Genomic DNA, 15,503 nt, shown 5'->3' with positions numbered 1-15,503 from the left:
ATTTTACTTCACTTTTTCTCTTGCTAACAACTGTGAAGCGACAACAAGTACCAAAGAAACCACAAGCATGACGGTCGCCAGTGCGTTTACTTCAGGTGAAATACCCACTTTCACCATTGAGTATATCTTCAATGGCAGAATTTCGTAGGTTGGCCCTGTCACAAATGAACTGATGATCACATCATCCAGAGATAGGGTAAAGCTCAGTAACCAACCTGCGGCAACCGCAGGTTTCGCCAGTGGCAGGATAATTTTCTTTAAAATCACCCATTCGCCAGCGCCGAGATCTTTTGCTGCTTCAAGCATCTTAACGTCAAAGCCGTTGAGTCGAGTGTAAACCGTCACCACAACGAAAGGCAGACAGAAAGTGATGTGCGCAATCAACAGAGTGAAGAAGCCCAGTTTCGCTCCCATCACTAAGAATAGAGCAAGCAGCGAAATAGCCATCACGATATCAGGTGACATCATCACGACAAACAGCATGCCACTCACCACTTTCTTACCTTTAAATTGGTAGCGGAAGAGGGCAACCGCCGTCAAACTACCGATCAAGGTTGCTGCAGTAGCAGAAAACACCGCTACGTTGATGGAGTGCCAAGCGGCTTGCATTAAGCTGTCGTTATTCATCAAAGCGTGGTACCACTTGGTGGTAAAACCGCCCCATTTGATACCAAACTTGTTTTCGTTAAATGAGTTTGCAATCAGAACGATGATTGGTAAGTACAAAAATAAGTACACCAAACTCATAAAGCTAAATCTAATTGAACGTCCCATTAGTCTAGCTCCACCTTCTTATTCAAAAGTTTACCTGCACGATAGTAGGCGTACAGCATGATCGCCATGGCCAGAGTCAGTGCAATACTGGTTGCGGCACCAAATGGCCAGTCACGGGCGTTGAGTACTTGGCTCTTAATCACGTTACCGATCAGTAGGTTTTTCGCACCGCCAAGTAGGTCAGCTATGTAGAACATACCGAGGGCAGGGAGCAGAACCAGCAAACAACCACCAATAATGCCAGGCATAGTCAGCGGTAAAATCACGCGAACTAAAGTTTGAAACTTGTTGGCACCGAGATCGCGCGCCGCTTCAATATAAGTGCCATCCAATTTTTCGATAGCCGAATAGAGCGGAAGGATCATAAATGGCAACAAAATGTAAACCAGACCGATCATGACGGCTGTTTCGGTAAACATAATGCGCAGTGGTGCATCAATAAGGCCCAGAGACATTAGCGCTTGATTAAGAATACCTTGCGTGCCGAGTACGATTTTTAAACCATAGGTGCGGATGAGTGAGTTGGTCCAGAAAGGAACAATAATCAAAAACAGCATAAATGGACGCCATTTTTCAGGCATTTTCGCCACTATGTACGCAAAAGGATAACCAATCACTAGACAGATTAATGTTGCAACAATCGCCATGTAGAACGAGTGCAGCATCACTTTTCCGTATAGTGGATCAAGCAGACGCGTGTAGTTTTCAAAGGTGAATGCAAACTTAATCAGGTTCGCTTCATCACGAGTCAGAAAACTGGTACCAATAATCATCAGGTTGGGGATCAGTACAAACAGCACTAACCAACCTACGATTAAGGTAACAATCGCATTTTGTAGATTAAGCTTTTTGCTCATCATTGAGGACTACCTCCCAGCTTTCAACCCAAGTGACGGCAACTTTCTGTCCGATAGAGTGATCAACATCTGGATCATCTTCGTTAAAGAATTCGCTAACCATCACACACATACCGGATTCCAGTTCTACCACTGATTCCAGAGTCATGCCTTTGTAGGTACGGTCAGTCACGTGACCCACAATGCCTTTTTCTTCTGACTCTTTGATTTCTTCGATACGTAAGTCTTCAGGACGGAGGAGCACTTGCAGCTTGTCACCGGCCTTCACTTCATCTTCATAGTAAACAATCGACTCGATACCTTCGATGTCAACGCGGATGCGTTTTTCGTCGATACGATCGATAGTCGTTGCTTGGAAGACGTTGATTTCGCCGATAAAACGAGCAACAAAGAGATTTTTTGGATCTTCGTAGATTTCACGAGGAGAGCCGTCTTGTTCAATTTTGCCTGAACGCATAACGATGATGCGATCTGACATAGACAGCGCTTCTTCTTGATCGTGAGTAACGAAGATAAAGGTAATGCCTAATTGACGTTGTAGTTGTTTGAGCTCGCTCTGCATTTGTTTACGCAATTTGTAATCCAAAGCGGAGAGCGATTCGTCAAGTAGCAGTACTTTAGGTTTGTTAACCACTGCGCGCGCAATAGCGATACGCTGCTGCTGGCCACCAGAAAGTTGATGCGGTTTACGCTGTGCCATTTCGGCAAGGCGCACCATGCGTAGTGCTTCCATAACACGAGGTTCGATTTCGCTTTGAGGGACTTTTTGCATGCGCAAACCAAAAGCGACGTTTTCGAACACTGTCATGTGGGGGAATAGAGCATAGCTTTGGAAGACCGTATTGACGTGTCGTTGTTCAGCAGGAACTTGAGTAACGTCTTGATCATCTAGCAGAATCTGACCTTGATCTGCAGTTTCAAAACCAGCAATCATTCTTAACACCGTCGTTTTACCACAGCCCGATGGACCTAGGATGGTTAAGAACTCGCCATGATTCACATCAAGATTTAGGTTACCAATGATTTCCTTACCATCGAAACTTTTGCTAATGCCAGATAAACGAATGACTGGCTTTCCTACTGAATGTTGTTCGTTCAACGTCTGTATTTCTCCCACCTCGGCCTGTAGAAAATCCTACTTGTTGGACCTGTAGTTAAACAAAAATAAGGGGCGCATCATAAACACCAAGAGCACGATTTCAAAGTCTTTTTCTCACCTTGAAACAGAAAAATTTTTGCCAGTTTGAATAGAGTTTGTCTAGCATACTGATTTTGCTTAACTCTTAATGCTATCAAGCGGTTAATTATCAATCATATCGACAATAAAGCAAGATGATATTGGTAATCAGATTTTAGCCTGAGCAGCATTTCAGTATAATGAACACAATTTTCACGTTGAAGCGTGACGTTATCTGCGCATTCGACCGAACTAGGGCATTTTATGAATAACGATATCGAAAGAGAGTTCAATCTTGGCGGCTCGGTAGAGAAAGCGCTATCGGGAAGTTATGAATTAAAAGTGGGTGATGTACTCAAGGAAGCTTGGGGTATTACAGTCAAGCACTTTATTAATTTTACGCCTGCCATTTTTGCGCTGATTTTGGTGCAGTTGGCGATTTTTTATTTTGCGTTCAAATTGCAGATCGGCGATCTCTCCGTGATTCTGTCTGTGTTTCAGGGGGGCGGTGCGCTGCCCGAAGGCCTAGTCCAAGCCATGTTTATTGCTAACTTTAGCTATGAAGTGATCAGCGCGCCGATTTATGCAGGCATCAGTTTAATGGCGATGAGTCACGCGGCAGGGCTAAAAACCCAAACTCGGCATATCACGAAAGGATTACAGTTTACGATCCCTGTTATCCTCGCCACTCTGTTCAGTTTATTGTTACAAGGTGTGGCAGGGATGATTTTGCCATTCCTTTCTATGTATCTCTCTGTGGCTTTTAGTAACTCATTACTATTGATTTGTGAAAAGAAAGTCCCACCTATGCAATCTTTGTTATTGTCATTGCGAGCAGTGAATAAAAAGATTTTCCCGTTAATCGCTATCTATTCGATCTTGATGGTGCTGTTCATGATGGCCGTACTTCTGTACGGTATTGGTCTAGTGTTGTTCTTGCCTTTCTTCTTTCATGTTAAAGGCATTATTTATCGCAACATGTTTGGCATTCGCTTGAAAATCATCGCAACGGATCAAGCTCAGCCTGACCAACCTGATAGCAACAACTCTTCTGGAATTTTTGATGCATAAGCGAATAACCATTACCCTAGTTTGGTTAATCATTGTCTTCATCGCCATGTTTGGCGTGTATCGATTTGAGAAACCGAAGAAGTTCAAGTTACCTTTGCTCAGAGGAGAAGTGGTCGGTGCAGCCCCAGATTTCTCTGCAATCCACGACATTGCTGAACGGAAAGAGGCTTTTTTTAACTACTTAAAACCCGGTGTGAGGTATGAAAATTCGCGGATTCTTCAAGAACGAACACTATTGAAGCGAATAAAAAAGGATTTTGCCGACGGTCAGCTCTCATCTCACAATCTGGCACAAGCACAACATTTGGCTACTGCGTATTCTGTGGCACTGACAGAAAACAACGTTGATAACGCTTGGTTACAGGAAATGTTTCATCGCGTCGATGTAATACCTGAAGCCTTAGTCTTAACTCAAGCTGCGAATGAATCGGCATGGGGAACCTCAAGATTTGCCAAAGAAGCCAACAACTATTTTGGCCAATGGTGTTATAGCGCGGGATGTGGCTTAGTACCCTTAGCGAGAGCAGAAGGAGCGTTCCATGAAGTGGCTAAATTTGACAGCGTTCAAGACTCAATTCAGAGCTATTTTATGAATGTCAATCGTAATCCGGCTTATCGAGAATTACGTGAAATACGCTTTCAGCTTCGCCAGCAGAAAATCAACCCCAACAGTGATGAAAGTGCTAAAGCGATGAGTAATGGCCTTTTAAAATATTCCGAGCGTGGTGAAGCCTATGTGCGTGATTTACAAGCCATGATGTTAGCGAATCAAGAATATTGGAACGATAATTAGAATGAAATCAAAATCTTACCTCCTACTTGCCCCTTTGTTTTTAAGCCTAAGTGCTCCAGCTTTGGCGCAGCAATATATGTTTACCTACAGCAAGTTGTTCTCTCAAATGAAAAGCAACACAAAAGAAGATCATCCTGATGTAAAAATGGGGATTTTCTTTGTTGATGCACAGAGTAAACAAAACTGCGTGATAGAAAAAGCGTGGATGGAAAAGGAAGAACACTACGAAGAGTTACCTATTGGCCCTAGTAATGAGCTGGTGATCCCACTCGATAACAATCTGAGACAGGCGAATCCACTGGTTTTTGTGAATACACCGCAAGATAAACGCTGTGATTATTCTATGGTGGTGATGGCGAAAAAGTCGTTTGAGGGTAAAGTAACTTATCAGGAAGTCGAGGTCTTGTTGCCGCAGATGCAGGTAATGCTTGAACAGCTTGGCGGCATGTTCGCCAGTTGGTTTACGCCCGCGGTTGAAGGCGTTACCTTAGAATTCGCCCCAGAGACAGAGGGAATGATTACGTTCAGTAATGGTCAATCCATTGCTATTGTGGATCACAAGGCGCAAGTAGCGCTAACGCAAATTGGTAAAGAAGGGTGGATGCAACTGCCGGCTCCAGCTTTGCGAGTTTTACCTTACTTACCTTCTGCAAAAAAGTAAGCTTTAGCGATTGAAAGACTAAAACAAAGGCTGTCAGTAGACAGCCTTTGTTTGTTTTTATGCTTTTGAAGTCACCTAGATATTGGTGACATTTAACTGGAGTGATGGGTCAAACTCCATCACTAAGTCTTCATCTTCCACGACTTGCGGTGCAATTTCTTCTTTATCAAAGCCAATATCACCACCATTAATGACGCCAGAGTTTTTATCAATCGATTTAAAATCGAACAAAGAGAAGTCTGCAAGGTGGCTTGGCACCACGTTTTGCATGGCTCTAAACATGGTTTCAATACGGCCAGGGAAGCGCTTATCCCAGTCATTAAGCATCTGTTTTACTGCTTGGCGCTGTAAGTTAGGCTGTGAGCCACACAAGTTACATGGAATGATTGGGTAGCCGCGCATATCTGAATATTTGATGATGTCTTTCTCACGGCAGTAGGCCAACGGGCGAATAACCACATGTTCGCCGTTGTCTGATACTAGCTTAGGTGGCATGCCTTTCATTTTGCCGCCGTAGAACATATTCAAGAACAGAGTTTCTAAGATGTCATCACGATGGTGACCCAAAGCAATTTTGGTTGCTCCTAACTCTTTGGCGGTACGATATAAAATACCGCGACGCAGACGAGAGCAGAGTGCGCAGGTAGTTTTGCCTTCAGGCACTTTATCTTGCACGATGGAGTAGGTGTCTTCTTCTACGATCTTGTACTCAACCCCCAAACTATCTAGGTATTCAGGCAAGACATGCTCAGGAAATCCCGGTTGTTTTTGATCGAGATTGACAGCAACCAATTCAAAAGAGATAGGCGCACTTTTTTGCAGGCTCATCAAAATATCCAGCATGGTAAAGCTGTCTTTACCGCCAGATAGACATACCATAATCCGGTCGCCATCTTCGATCATATTAAAGTCTGCAATTGCTTGACCAGTATTGCGACGAATACGTTTTTGCAACTTATTGAAATTGTATTGTTGAGCTTTGGTCAACTCTTGAGTTTGCGCTGTCATTGCTTGCTATCTTAAATCTCAGAACAAAATGAAGTGCGTATGATACGGATAAATAGCAGAGATGCCAGATCTATAGTGTGAAGAGATAAAAAATCCCTGCCATATGGCAGGGACTGTTGAGGAGGGTTAAATGGCTGTCTGTGGATCGAGAGGGCTTACGTAGCCATTGGGTTTGAGGGCAAGCACATCACAGTTAATTTTATCGATGACATGTTCTGCAGTGTTGCCGATAAATACCGCCGAAAGTCCCGTTCTACCTGTCGTGCCCAGAATCACCATAGCTGCATTAAGCTGTTTGGCCGCTTCTGGGATCACATCTTCGGGCAATCCTTGTTGGACAAGCGTTTGCTCTTCACTTAAACCATGTTTTTGGCGAAGAGCCTTCATCGCCGTAAGGTGATGTCCTCGAACCGCATCGGTATAGGTGGTTGGATCAAACTCCGGCAGCTCAATAGTGATGTTGGCTGGAGTGACTGGATAAGCGTTGACAAGATAAGGACTCGCTCCTAAGCGTTTGCTCAAATTAAGGAGCTGTTCGACCATACGATCATTCAAATCAATATGGGTATCTAGCTCGGAGCCAACATGCACAGAGGCAATGATATTGGCATTTTCTGGCCAGTCAGCATTTTTGACTAACAAGACCGGTGTCGGACACTTACGCATCAAGTGCCAATCGGTTGGAGTGAAAATAACGGACTCTAGCATGTCGTGTTTGCGAGTCGCTTTGATCAGGATATCGTGTTCACCCGCAAAAATTTCACCAATAATCGCTTCGTAAGGACGGTTATGCCACACCACCTTAATGTCAAACTGAACGGATTTATCTAGATAAGGCTCTGCAATGGAGCGCATCCACTGTTCTCGTTGATGGATCACCCCCTTGCGCATGGCATCACGCTCTTCGAGAGAAAGCATGGAGGTCATGTCATAAGAAAAATCGTAAATCGATAGGAAGAAAGTGATATGGCTGACGGAGGTGCTTTTTTGCGCCAGTTGCATTGCCCGAGCCAAAGCAGGTTGTTCATCATGGTTGATATCAGCCACGACAAGAATTTTACTGTAAATGCTCATGAGAAACTCCTTGTTCAGTGAGGAGGTTTGTTAGCTTCACTTTAGCTTAGTTATGAGCAGAGTTTTAGTAAAAAGAAGAGGTATTTGGAAGAAATATGATGTAGCTCATTAAGAGCTACATCATTGAAGTTATTTAGATTCTTTAGAGACGCCAGCCAATTCCATCAATTCTGCATGGTTGAGAATAGTGATGTATTTGCCTTTAACACTTAGGATTTCTGATTTTTGGAAACGACCGAGCAAGCGGCTGATGGTTTCAACAGTAAGACCTAGGTAGTTACCAATATCACCACGTGTCATGGTGAGACGAAACTCTCTTGGGCTGAAACCGCGTTGAGAGAAACGAGTAGAAAGGTTGTACAAGAAGGCCGCTAAACGTTCTTCAGCGTTCTTCTTTGAAAGCAGCAGGATCATCTCCTGATCGCCTTTAATTTCGTTACTCATTAAACGCATGATTTGTTGACGCAGTTTCGGCATTTTGCCAGACAAGTCATCCAAGATTTCATACGGGATTTCACAAACCATGGAGGTCTCAAGCGCTTGAGCAAAGCTTGGGTGCTGATCTCCAGTAATTGCATCAAAACCAACTAAATCACCAGCCAGATGAAAGGCTGTGATCTGCTCATCACCTTGCTCAGTGATGGTGTAGCTTTTAATCGTACCAGAACGAATTGCGTATAAAGATCTCAGTTCGTCACCCGCTTTAAACAGCTCCTGACCTTTCTGGATCGGTTTTTTACGCTCAATGATCTGGTCAAGCTGATCAAGCTCAGACTCATTCAAGGTAAAAGGGATACAGAGTTGGCTAATACTGCAATCTTGACAGTGAATAGCACAACCACCCGATTGAATGCGCTTCGCAGCAGGCTTTTCAGAAATCATAACAACCTTTCACTAATTGATGTACGTCAATATTTTAGCATCGCTTAACCCTAAAGGGTAGTTAAAATACATCAGCGACCTCTAAACCATTAACCCAGATTAATCATCAGCTTTACGGCGTCGTAGGCAGTGAAGAGCCCATACCCAATCACCAGTATTGCCGCACATTGACGAAATAAATGCGAATTTTGCCAATGCATTAATTTATTAGCTCCCCAGCCACTGGCTAGCATGGCGGGTAGGGTGCCAAACCCAAATGACAACATAATAAGTGCCCCTTGTGAGAAACTGCCTGCCACGGCAGACCAAGTCAACATAGAGTAGACTAAACCACAAGGAAGCCAGCCCCACACAAGGCCGAAGGGTAGTGCATGCCACTGTTTTTTTAGCGGCAAAAGAGTTTTGCCTAGCGGTGAAATCCATGGCCAAATTTTCTGGCCGACTTTTTCAAGCCACAGTAGTCCAAACCACCAGCGTCCGATGTAAAGGCCTAATACAATCATCAACACAGCTGCGAAAATTCGAAGCCACACTAAGGCGGATTGAACATCAATGAGCTCTGTCAGTGAAGCGGTGATGCCACCGACAATGCCGCCAATTAAGGCGTAGCTCAGCAGGCGACCTAGATTGTAATAAAGTAGCAGTGCTGGTGAGCTTTTAGACGGATCAAGGGTGAGCAAAGCGCTAATGCCGCCGCACATGCCCAAACAGTGACCCGCTCCCAGCAGGCCTACCACCCAAGCCCCCAAATAATCAGGACTCACCGTTTATCCTTATCTTGGCTCTCTTCATCTTCAAATAAGATGTTGTGGCCTTGGCGCTCAAGATCTTCAAATTGCTCACTTTTGACTGCCCACAAAAAAATACCGACCGCGACACAAACTAACACAATCGCAATTGGGATGAGCAAATATAAGCTTTCCACCGGTTATCTCCCTTGCTTTTTCAGCAGACGAAGTGAGTTGGTCACGACAATAATCGAACTTCCCGACATCCCTACCACTGCAATATAGGGCGCGACTAATCCTGCCACGGCAAGAGGTAAAATCAGTAAGTTGTAACCCAACGACCAAGCAAGGTTTTCGCGAATGATTTTACGCGTTTTCAGCGCGAGCTCTCTTGCCTCAAGCAATTTATCTAAGCGATCACCAATGAGTACCATATCTGCTGAGGCTTTAGCGACATCTGTACCTCCGCCCATCGCAACAGAAATATGAGCACCAGCTAGTGTTGGAGCATCGTTAATACCATCACCAACCATCATAGTCACGTCGGTTTTATTCAATTCTCGTAGATAGGTAAGCTTGTCTTCGGGCTTCGCCTGGGCGACTACCTTATCGATTTGCATCTCATTAGCAACGCTTTGGGCATTGGTTTGTGAGTCTCCTGTCAATAAAGTGATTTTGATTCCTGCAGCATGGAATTTCTCTATAAACGCTTTAGCTTCTTTACGAATTGGATCTCGGTAGTGGAAGGTGGCAACATGTCGTCCATCCAGCGATAAGAAAACACAATTGTGTGCGGAATCTAGTGGATTGCCTAACACAAATTCTGCGCTGCCAATTTTGACTTTTTGTCCTGCAAAGACACCTTCAATCCCGCTTCCGATGATATTTCTTACTTCGCTCACCGTGACATTTTCTGCCTTATAAGGACGAAAGGCTTTGGCTATTGGGTGGTTGGCATGGCTCTCAAGTTCAGCCGCTATCGCCAGACAAGATTCTTTCGTTAATGAATCCAGTGTTTCGACAGTGCTAATTTCAATATTGCCATGGGTGAGGGTGCCCGTTTTGTCGATGACTAAATGATTCACTTTGCAAAGCGTTTCGAACACGTGATTTTTGCGTAACATTACCCCAACGCTACCCATACTGGAGGTCGCGCACGTCAAGGCGGTCGGTGTTGCGAGAGAAAGTGCGCAAGGGCAGGTGGCGACTAATACCGAAAGCATAATCCAAAACGCATCTTCAGGTCGTACCTGATGCCAGAAAAACCATGTGCCTGCAGCAATAACTAATATGATGGCAACAAAGTAACGCGCCACAATATCGGCAATTTCCGCAATTTTTGGCTTGGAGGATTGAGCATCATCTTGCAGTCTCACAATATTGGAAATAACTGAATCGGCTTTTGAAGCGGTGACACGCAGATCAAACGATTCATCACCATTCAGTGTTCCAGCAAACACGTGATCCCCTGTCGCTTTGACAACGGGTAAAGACTCACCCGTTAACATAGATTCATCAATATGAACTCGGTTATTAATGATTTCACCATCTGCTGGAATGTGTTCACCAGGCAAAACTCGTACACAGTCGCCGGGCTTGAGCGTTTTTACCGGTACTTGTTGACCGTCTAACGTTGTTGCAATCGCGGGAATGAGTTTCAACAGGTTACCACTTGCGGCAGCCGCCTTACGTCTCGCTCTCATCTCTAAAAAGCGGCCTACCAATAAGAAGAAGGTAAACATGGAGATCGATTCGAAGAACACTTCACCTTGTTCGGTAATGGTTGCGACTAAGCTTGCTATATAAGCAAAGATGAGTGCGAGAGAGACGGGGACATCCATGCCTAAAGTGCGACCACGAATACTGCGCCATGCATTTAAGTAAAATGGCAGAGCCGAGTAGAGTAAGACAGGAGTAGCAAAAATTAAGCTCACCCAGCGGAAATAGTTTTTAAACTCGGCATCCAGATCGCCAAACGCCTCGAGATAAAGTGCGACAGCTAGCATCATCACCTGCATGCTCGCCAATCCCGCGATACCAAGACGATACAAGTATGTTTTCATGGCATCGTGGTATTGCGCTTCATGCTTGTCAGCTTCAAAAGGCGCGGCTTTATAACCCAGTTTATGAATTTGAGCTAATACATGGCTTAGCTGGGTTTTGGTTCGGTCCCAGCTGAGGAGCGCTCGATTGGTTGTTGTATTGACTCGAATAGAGACGACGCCCGGCTCGGTGTGTAGCTGTTTTTCAATTAACCACGCACAGGCGGCACATGAAACACCATCGAGTGACAATGTCACCTCAGAGTGGTCATCTTTGCTACGCACAAACTCGGCTTGGACATCACTATTGTCGTAGTGAATCAAAGCTTTCAATTGCTCGGGAACCAATTCCACTTTTTCCGCTGGCGCAGTGCGGAATTGGTAGTAAGAAACGAGGCCACTATCGACAATGGTTTGAGCAACCGTTTGGCAGCCAGGGCAGCACATGTCACGTTGTTCACCCAAAATATCAACGTGGAAATTTGTGCCGGCAGGTACATCCTCACCGCAGTGATAACACGTTTTGTCCATGATCTTAATTCATTAATACCGTTGGAGAAGAGGGGAAGGTGACGCGACCTTGGACAAGCCATTGGCCATCATGCGGAGTCAGTTCGATAAACCAAGGGCCTTGCAGTTCATTCTCCAGATTTAAGCGATAAATTCCTTTTGCATCTGCCGTAATCAGCTGAGAAAAATCGCGATCAGGCAGTGTGCGATGAGCAAACATGGCTTGAATAGCAGGGAAGTGAGCAAGTTGACCTTTGTCGAATTCAATGATGACCGTGCTACCTTCAGAGTGAACGGTAGCGTTCAATCCCAACTCTTTGGCGACATTGATTTTAGTAAGATCAATATTAATGCCTTTGCCTTTTTTATAGTAATCCTCAGTGACTAATGAAACGGAGTTATTTGCAAAAACAATAACGGTGACGACCGTCCAGATCACTACAGTGAGAGGTAGTATGATCAGGAACCAAGGCCAAAATTGTTTATACCAAGGCTTTACCATAAGAAAGTTCTCTACAACGAAAAGAGGCTAAAAATATAAGAAAGACAGCCCCTTGAAAAGGGGCTGTTATTAGAATGTTACTTATTCTCTGAGTTGCTTAAGCTCCATACATAAGCGGCAACCAATTGAATCTTTTCTTCACCTAAAGTATTGATCCACGCAGGCATAACACCTGAGCGACCGTTCATAACCGTCTCGGTTACTTCTGCGCGTGAATCGCCAAATAACCAGTCATTATCCGTTAGGTTTGGTGCACCAAAGGCTGGGTTACCTTTACCGTCAGTACCATGACATGCAGAACAAACGGCGAAACGAGCTTTACCTGCTTCTGCTTCTTTAGCATTCACAGAACGACCCGACAGGCTTAAGGTGTAACTAACGACTTCCTTCACACCTTGCTCGCCTAAAATGTCTTTCCATGCTGGCATTTGGCCAATACGGCCATGGCGAATGGTGGTCACAATCGCTTGTGGTTCACCACCATACAGCCATGCATCATCAGTCAAGTTAGGAAAGCCTTTTTGGCCGCGAGCATCTGAGCCGTGACATTGAGAGCAGTTCTGTAAAAACAGGCGTTGACCTACTTTTAAAGCATCACTATCGGCAGCGATATCTGGGATTTCGCGTAAGTTAGTGGTGCCGTCTTGATAAGCCAAACGTTTGAAAGCTTCACCGTAGTAAGCTTCAGCGTCGTCCAGTTCTTTTGAATACTGAACCAGTTGTTTGTTTTGCTGTGCGGCAGCAATCGAAGCACGTGATTCTTCAAGAGAACGTACGGTCTGGTCTGAACTTTGCCAGCCGAGAATGCCTTTAAAGCTGCCTAAACCTGGGTAAAGGGTTAAATAAATGGCTGCAAAAATGAAAGTACCAATAAATAGATAGGTCCACCATTTTGGCAACGGGTTGTTCAACTCGCGAATGCCATCGTACTCATGGCCCATGTCAACGCCTTCTTCAACACCCATTTTGTCTTTCAGACACCAAACGAGCAGAATAGCGCAACCGAGCAAAGTACCCACAGTAATCACGATGATCCAAAGACTCCAGAATGTAGTCATTACTTAGTCACTCCTTGTTTTTCGAGGTATTTTGCTCTTCATCGGCGAAGATGAGGTTTGCAGCTTCATCAAAACGCGCTTTACGCTTTTTGCCATAAGCCCACCAAACCACGCCTATAAAGCATATGAACAGCACTATGGTCCAAATACTGTGAATAGTACCGATATCCATAATTACCTCTGCTATTTCATTGCATGACCAAGAGATTGAAGATAAGCAATGATGGCATCCATCTCTGTTTTACCTTCTACATCTTTTGTCGCATTTGCGATTTGTTCATCTGTGTACGGAACACCAAACTTGTCACGGAACAAGGTCATCTTTTGTTGCGTGTATTTACCGTCCAGAGTGTTTTTTGCCAGCCATGGGAATGCAGGCATATTTGACTCAGGAACCAGTTCACGTGGGTTCAATAGGTGAACACGGTGCCATTCATCAGAATAACGACCACCCACACGTGCTAAGTCAGGACCAGTACGCTTAGAGCCCCATAAAAATGGGTGTTCCCAAACACTTTCACCTGCCACAGAGTAATGGCCATAACGCTCGGTTTCAGAACGGAATGGGCGCACCATCTGGCTGTGACAAACGTTACAACCTTCACGGATGTAAATGTCGCGACCTTCGAGTTGCAACGCGGTATAAGGTTTGAGGTTCTGTACTTCTTCCGTGGTCTGTTTTTGGAAAATCAATGGAGTAATCTCAACCAGAGCACCCCAACTGATGGCAAAAACAATGAAAATAGCCAGTAAGCCGACATTACGCTCAAGTAGTTCATGGCGATTATTAGAATTAGAACTCATTGCTTAATTCTCCTTATGCCGGTTGCACAATAGCTTTTAGGCTATTTTTAGGTGCAGAAATGGTCTTATAGGCGTTGTAAGCCATCAGGAACATCCCAGACAAGAAGATGAAACCACCGATGAAACGCACGGTATAGAACGGATATGACGCTTGCACTGACTCGACAAAGCTGTATGTCAGTGTGCCGTCAGAGTTCACTGCACGCCACATCAAACCTTGCATTACGCCAGAGATCCACATTGCAACGATGTACAGAACTGTACCAATCGTGGCTAACCAGAAGTGAGCGTTGATCAGACTGACAGAGTACATGCGCTCTTGTCCAAAAAGACGTGGAATCAGATGGTATACAGAACCAATCGACACCATAGCTACCCAACCAAGCGCACCAGAGTGAACGTGACCAATCGTCCAGTCGGTGTAGTGGGATAGAGCATTGACGGTCTTGATTGACATCATCGGGCCTTCAAACGTAGACATGCCGTAGAAAGACAGAGAAACGATCAAGAAACGAAGAATCGGATCATAGCGCAGCTTATGCCATGCACCAGAAAGAGTCATGATACCGTTGATCATCCCACCCCAAGAGGGTGCGAACAGCACGAGAGACATTACCATGCCCAAAGACTGAGTCCAGTCAGGTAGTGCGGTGTAATGCAAATGGTGCGGACCAGCCCAAATATAGAGAGAAATCAGAGCCCAAAAGTGAACGATAGACAGACGGTAAGAGTAGACTGGGCGTTCAGCTTGTTTAGGAACAAAGTAGTACATCATGCCTAGGAAGCCAGCCGTGAGCAGGAAACCTACAGCGTTGTGACCATACCACCATTGCACCATGGCATCGACGGCACCAGCGTAGATAGAGTAAGACTTACCCATCGAAACGGGGAGCGCCATACTGTTTACAATGTGCAATACCGCAACGGTAATAATAAAGGCACCGAAGAACCAGTTAGCCACGTAAATATGAGATGTTTTACGTTTTACTAGGGTTCCAAAGAACACAACCGCATAAGCGACCCAAACCGCTGCGATGGCGATGTCGATTGGCCATTCCAGTTCTGCGTACTCTTTACCTGAGGTGTAACCCAAAGGTAAGGTGATTGCAGCGGAAACGATAATCGCTTGCCATCCCCAAAAGGTAAAGGGAACTAACGGTCCACCGAACAGACGAGTTTGGCAAGTACGCTGCACAACATAATATGATGTTGCAAACAGGGCACTTGTACCAAACGCAAAAATTACCGCATTAGTATGCAGAGGACGTAAGCGACTGTACGTCAACCACGGCGTATCAAAGTTTAGCTGTGGCCAAACTAATTGAGCGGCAATCAAAACCCCTACAGCCATACCGACGATACCCCAGAGAATTGTTACCAGGGTAAATTGGCGGACCACGGTATAGTTGTAGTTTTGTTCAAGCTGCTTTTCTTGGCTCATTTGCATGCTTCCAATGTTTAATTAACTACACTTTTACTTCCAACACGACTTTCGTCGTAACACCACCCAAATCCACAACAAAAACAATGACATCTAAACTGTTAATTCTTGTTGCTGACTT

The 15,503-nt window shown here is 44.8% G+C and carries 17 protein-coding genes; 3 read left to right on the top strand and 14 right to left on the bottom strand.

Going from position 1 to position 15,503, the window contains the following annotated elements; translation table 11 throughout:
• Positions 1 to 3 precede the first annotated feature (3 nt).
• From potC to potA, 3 genes are read right to left on the bottom strand one after another with little or no spacing between them, the layout of a single operon-like run.
• Positions 4 to 774, bottom strand: a complete 771-nt coding sequence (potC, locus tag F0316_RS07030) for a spermidine/putrescine ABC transporter permease PotC (RefSeq protein ID WP_000533748.1) — start codon at positions 772 to 774, stop codon at positions 4 to 6.
• The gene (potB, locus tag F0316_RS07025; protein WP_001911544.1) at positions 774 to 1,631 is read right to left on the bottom strand and encodes a spermidine/putrescine ABC transporter permease PotB; all 858 of its coding nucleotides are present in this window, start codon (positions 1,629 to 1,631) and stop codon (positions 774 to 776) included. The genes potC and potB overlap by 1 nt, the downstream gene beginning before the upstream one ends.
• A complete protein-coding gene (gene potA, locus F0316_RS07020; protein ID WP_001881184.1) occupies positions 1,615 to 2,748 on the bottom strand; it encodes a spermidine/putrescine ABC transporter ATP-binding protein PotA in 1,134 nt (377 codons plus the stop codon). The genes potB and potA overlap by 17 nt, the downstream gene beginning before the upstream one ends.
• Positions 2,749 to 3,072: 324 nt before the next feature.
• Between potA and F0316_RS07015 the strand changes: the two genes are divergently transcribed.
• Genes F0316_RS07015 through F0316_RS07005 form a run of 3 tightly spaced genes read left to right on the top strand, consistent with a single transcriptional unit; the run spans position 3,073 to position 5,333 of the window.
• Complete coding sequence (locus F0316_RS07015; RefSeq protein ID WP_172625981.1) at positions 3,073 to 3,879, top strand: hypothetical protein; 807 nt, start codon at positions 3,073 to 3,075, stop codon at positions 3,877 to 3,879.
• Complete coding sequence (locus tag F0316_RS07010; protein ID WP_000549540.1) at positions 3,872 to 4,672, top strand: glucosaminidase domain-containing protein; 801 nt, start codon at positions 3,872 to 3,874, stop codon at positions 4,670 to 4,672. Before F0316_RS07015 ends, F0316_RS07010 begins: the two co-directional genes overlap by 8 nt.
• A gap of 1 nt (position 4,673) precedes the next feature.
• Positions 4,674 to 5,333 (top strand): DUF2987 domain-containing protein, encoded by a 660-nt coding sequence (locus F0316_RS07005; protein ID WP_000837783.1) that lies wholly within the window; start codon positions 4,674 to 4,676, stop codon positions 5,331 to 5,333.
• Positions 5,334 to 5,408: 75 nt separating this feature from the next.
• Here the strand turns inward: F0316_RS07005 and ttcA are convergent, their stop codons facing one another.
• The 11 genes from ttcA to ccoN all read right to left on the bottom strand — a co-directional run bounded on the left by ttcA (position 5,409) and on the right by ccoN (position 15,382).
• Entirely contained in the window at positions 5,409 to 6,341 is a 933-nt protein-coding gene (gene ttcA / locus F0316_RS07000) for a tRNA 2-thiocytidine(32) synthetase TtcA (protein WP_000126820.1), read from the bottom strand.
• Between the two features lie 126 nt (positions 6,342 to 6,467).
• A complete protein-coding gene (uspE, locus tag F0316_RS06995) occupies positions 6,468 to 7,415 on the bottom strand; it encodes a universal stress protein UspE (protein WP_000029912.1) in 948 nt (315 codons plus the stop codon).
• Between the two features lie 129 nt (positions 7,416 to 7,544).
• On the bottom strand, positions 7,545 to 8,297 hold the full coding sequence (locus F0316_RS06990; protein WP_000622582.1) for an FNR family transcription factor: 753 nt from the start codon (positions 8,295 to 8,297) through the stop codon (positions 7,545 to 7,547).
• An 89-nt stretch (positions 8,298 to 8,386) separates the two neighbouring features.
• A complete protein-coding gene (locus tag F0316_RS06985; RefSeq protein ID WP_000074296.1) occupies positions 8,387 to 9,061 on the bottom strand; it encodes a sulfite exporter TauE/SafE family protein in 675 nt (224 codons plus the stop codon).
• Positions 9,058 to 9,222, bottom strand: coding sequence for a cbb3-type cytochrome oxidase assembly protein CcoS (gene ccoS / locus F0316_RS06980; protein WP_000445305.1), 165 nt, complete (start codon positions 9,220 to 9,222; stop codon positions 9,058 to 9,060). Before ccoS ends, F0316_RS06985 begins: the two co-directional genes overlap by 4 nt.
• Positions 9,223 to 9,225: 3 nt before the next feature.
• Positions 9,226 to 11,598, bottom strand: a complete 2,373-nt coding sequence (locus tag F0316_RS06975; protein ID WP_000361686.1) for a heavy metal translocating P-type ATPase — start codon at positions 11,596 to 11,598, stop codon at positions 9,226 to 9,228.
• Positions 11,599 to 11,602: 4 nt separating this feature from the next.
• On the bottom strand, positions 11,603 to 12,079 hold the full coding sequence (locus tag F0316_RS06970) for a FixH family protein (protein ID WP_001897374.1): 477 nt from the start codon (positions 12,077 to 12,079) through the stop codon (positions 11,603 to 11,605).
• 77 nt (positions 12,080 to 12,156) lie between these two features.
• Positions 12,157 to 13,137 (bottom strand): cytochrome-c oxidase, cbb3-type subunit III, encoded by a 981-nt coding sequence (gene ccoP / locus F0316_RS06965; protein ID WP_000206863.1) that lies wholly within the window; start codon positions 13,135 to 13,137, stop codon positions 12,157 to 12,159.
• A gap of 7 nt (positions 13,138 to 13,144) precedes the next feature.
• A complete protein-coding gene (locus tag F0316_RS06960) occupies positions 13,145 to 13,309 on the bottom strand; it encodes a CcoQ/FixQ family Cbb3-type cytochrome c oxidase assembly chaperone (RefSeq protein ID WP_000351115.1) in 165 nt (54 codons plus the stop codon).
• Positions 13,310 to 13,320: 11 nt separating this feature from the next.
• Entirely contained in the window at positions 13,321 to 13,941 is a 621-nt protein-coding gene (gene ccoO, locus F0316_RS06955; RefSeq protein WP_000097777.1) for a cytochrome-c oxidase, cbb3-type subunit II, read from the bottom strand.
• A 13-nt stretch (positions 13,942 to 13,954) separates the two neighbouring features.
• Complete coding sequence (gene ccoN / locus F0316_RS06950; protein WP_000076726.1) at positions 13,955 to 15,382, bottom strand: cytochrome-c oxidase, cbb3-type subunit I; 1,428 nt, start codon at positions 15,380 to 15,382, stop codon at positions 13,955 to 13,957.
• Positions 15,383 to 15,503 lie beyond the last annotated feature (121 nt).

The organism is Vibrio cholerae (assembly GCF_008369605.1).
Classification (GTDB): Bacteria; Pseudomonadota; Gammaproteobacteria; order Enterobacterales; family Vibrionaceae; genus Vibrio; species Vibrio cholerae.
Note: the sequence above shows the minus strand (reverse complement) of the source record. Positions and strands in the feature narration are given on the sequence as shown.

Excerpts from the sequence above, each read along its gene's own strand:
- potC (WP_000533748.1), bottom strand. The coding sequence starts at position 774 with ATGGGACGTTCAATTAGATTTAGCTTTATGAGTTTGGTGTACTTATTT.
- potB (WP_001911544.1), bottom strand. The coding sequence starts at position 1,631 with ATGAGCAAAAAGCTTAATCTACAAAATGCGATTGTTACCTTAATCGTA.
- F0316_RS07015 (WP_172625981.1), top strand. The coding sequence starts at position 3,073 with ATGAATAACGATATCGAAAGAGAGTTCAATCTTGGCGGCTCGGTAGAG.
- F0316_RS07010 (WP_000549540.1), top strand. The coding sequence starts at position 3,872 with ATGCATAAGCGAATAACCATTACCCTAGTTTGGTTAATCATTGTCTTC.
- F0316_RS07005 (WP_000837783.1), top strand. The coding sequence starts at position 4,674 with ATGAAATCAAAATCTTACCTCCTACTTGCCCCTTTGTTTTTAAGCCTA.
- ttcA (WP_000126820.1), bottom strand. The coding sequence starts at position 6,341 with ATGACAGCGCAAACTCAAGAGTTGACCAAAGCTCAACAATACAATTTC.
- uspE (WP_000029912.1), bottom strand. The coding sequence starts at position 7,415 with ATGAGCATTTACAGTAAAATTCTTGTCGTGGCTGATATCAACCATGAT.
- F0316_RS06990 (WP_000622582.1), bottom strand. The coding sequence starts at position 8,297 with ATGATTTCTGAAAAGCCTGCTGCGAAGCGCATTCAATCGGGTGGTTGT.
- F0316_RS06975 (WP_000361686.1), bottom strand. The coding sequence starts at position 11,598 with ATGGACAAAACGTGTTATCACTGCGGTGAGGATGTACCTGCCGGCACA.
- F0316_RS06970 (WP_001897374.1), bottom strand. The coding sequence starts at position 12,079 with ATGGTAAAGCCTTGGTATAAACAATTTTGGCCTTGGTTCCTGATCATA.
- ccoP (WP_000206863.1), bottom strand. The coding sequence starts at position 13,137 with ATGACTACATTCTGGAGTCTTTGGATCATCGTGATTACTGTGGGTACT.
- F0316_RS06960 (WP_000351115.1), bottom strand. The coding sequence starts at position 13,309 with ATGGATATCGGTACTATTCACAGTATTTGGACCATAGTGCTGTTCATA.
- ccoO (WP_000097777.1), bottom strand. The coding sequence starts at position 13,941 with ATGAGTTCTAATTCTAATAATCGCCATGAACTACTTGAGCGTAATGTC.
- ccoN (WP_000076726.1), bottom strand. The coding sequence starts at position 15,382 with ATGAGCCAAGAAAAGCAGCTTGAACAAAACTACAACTATACCGTGGTC.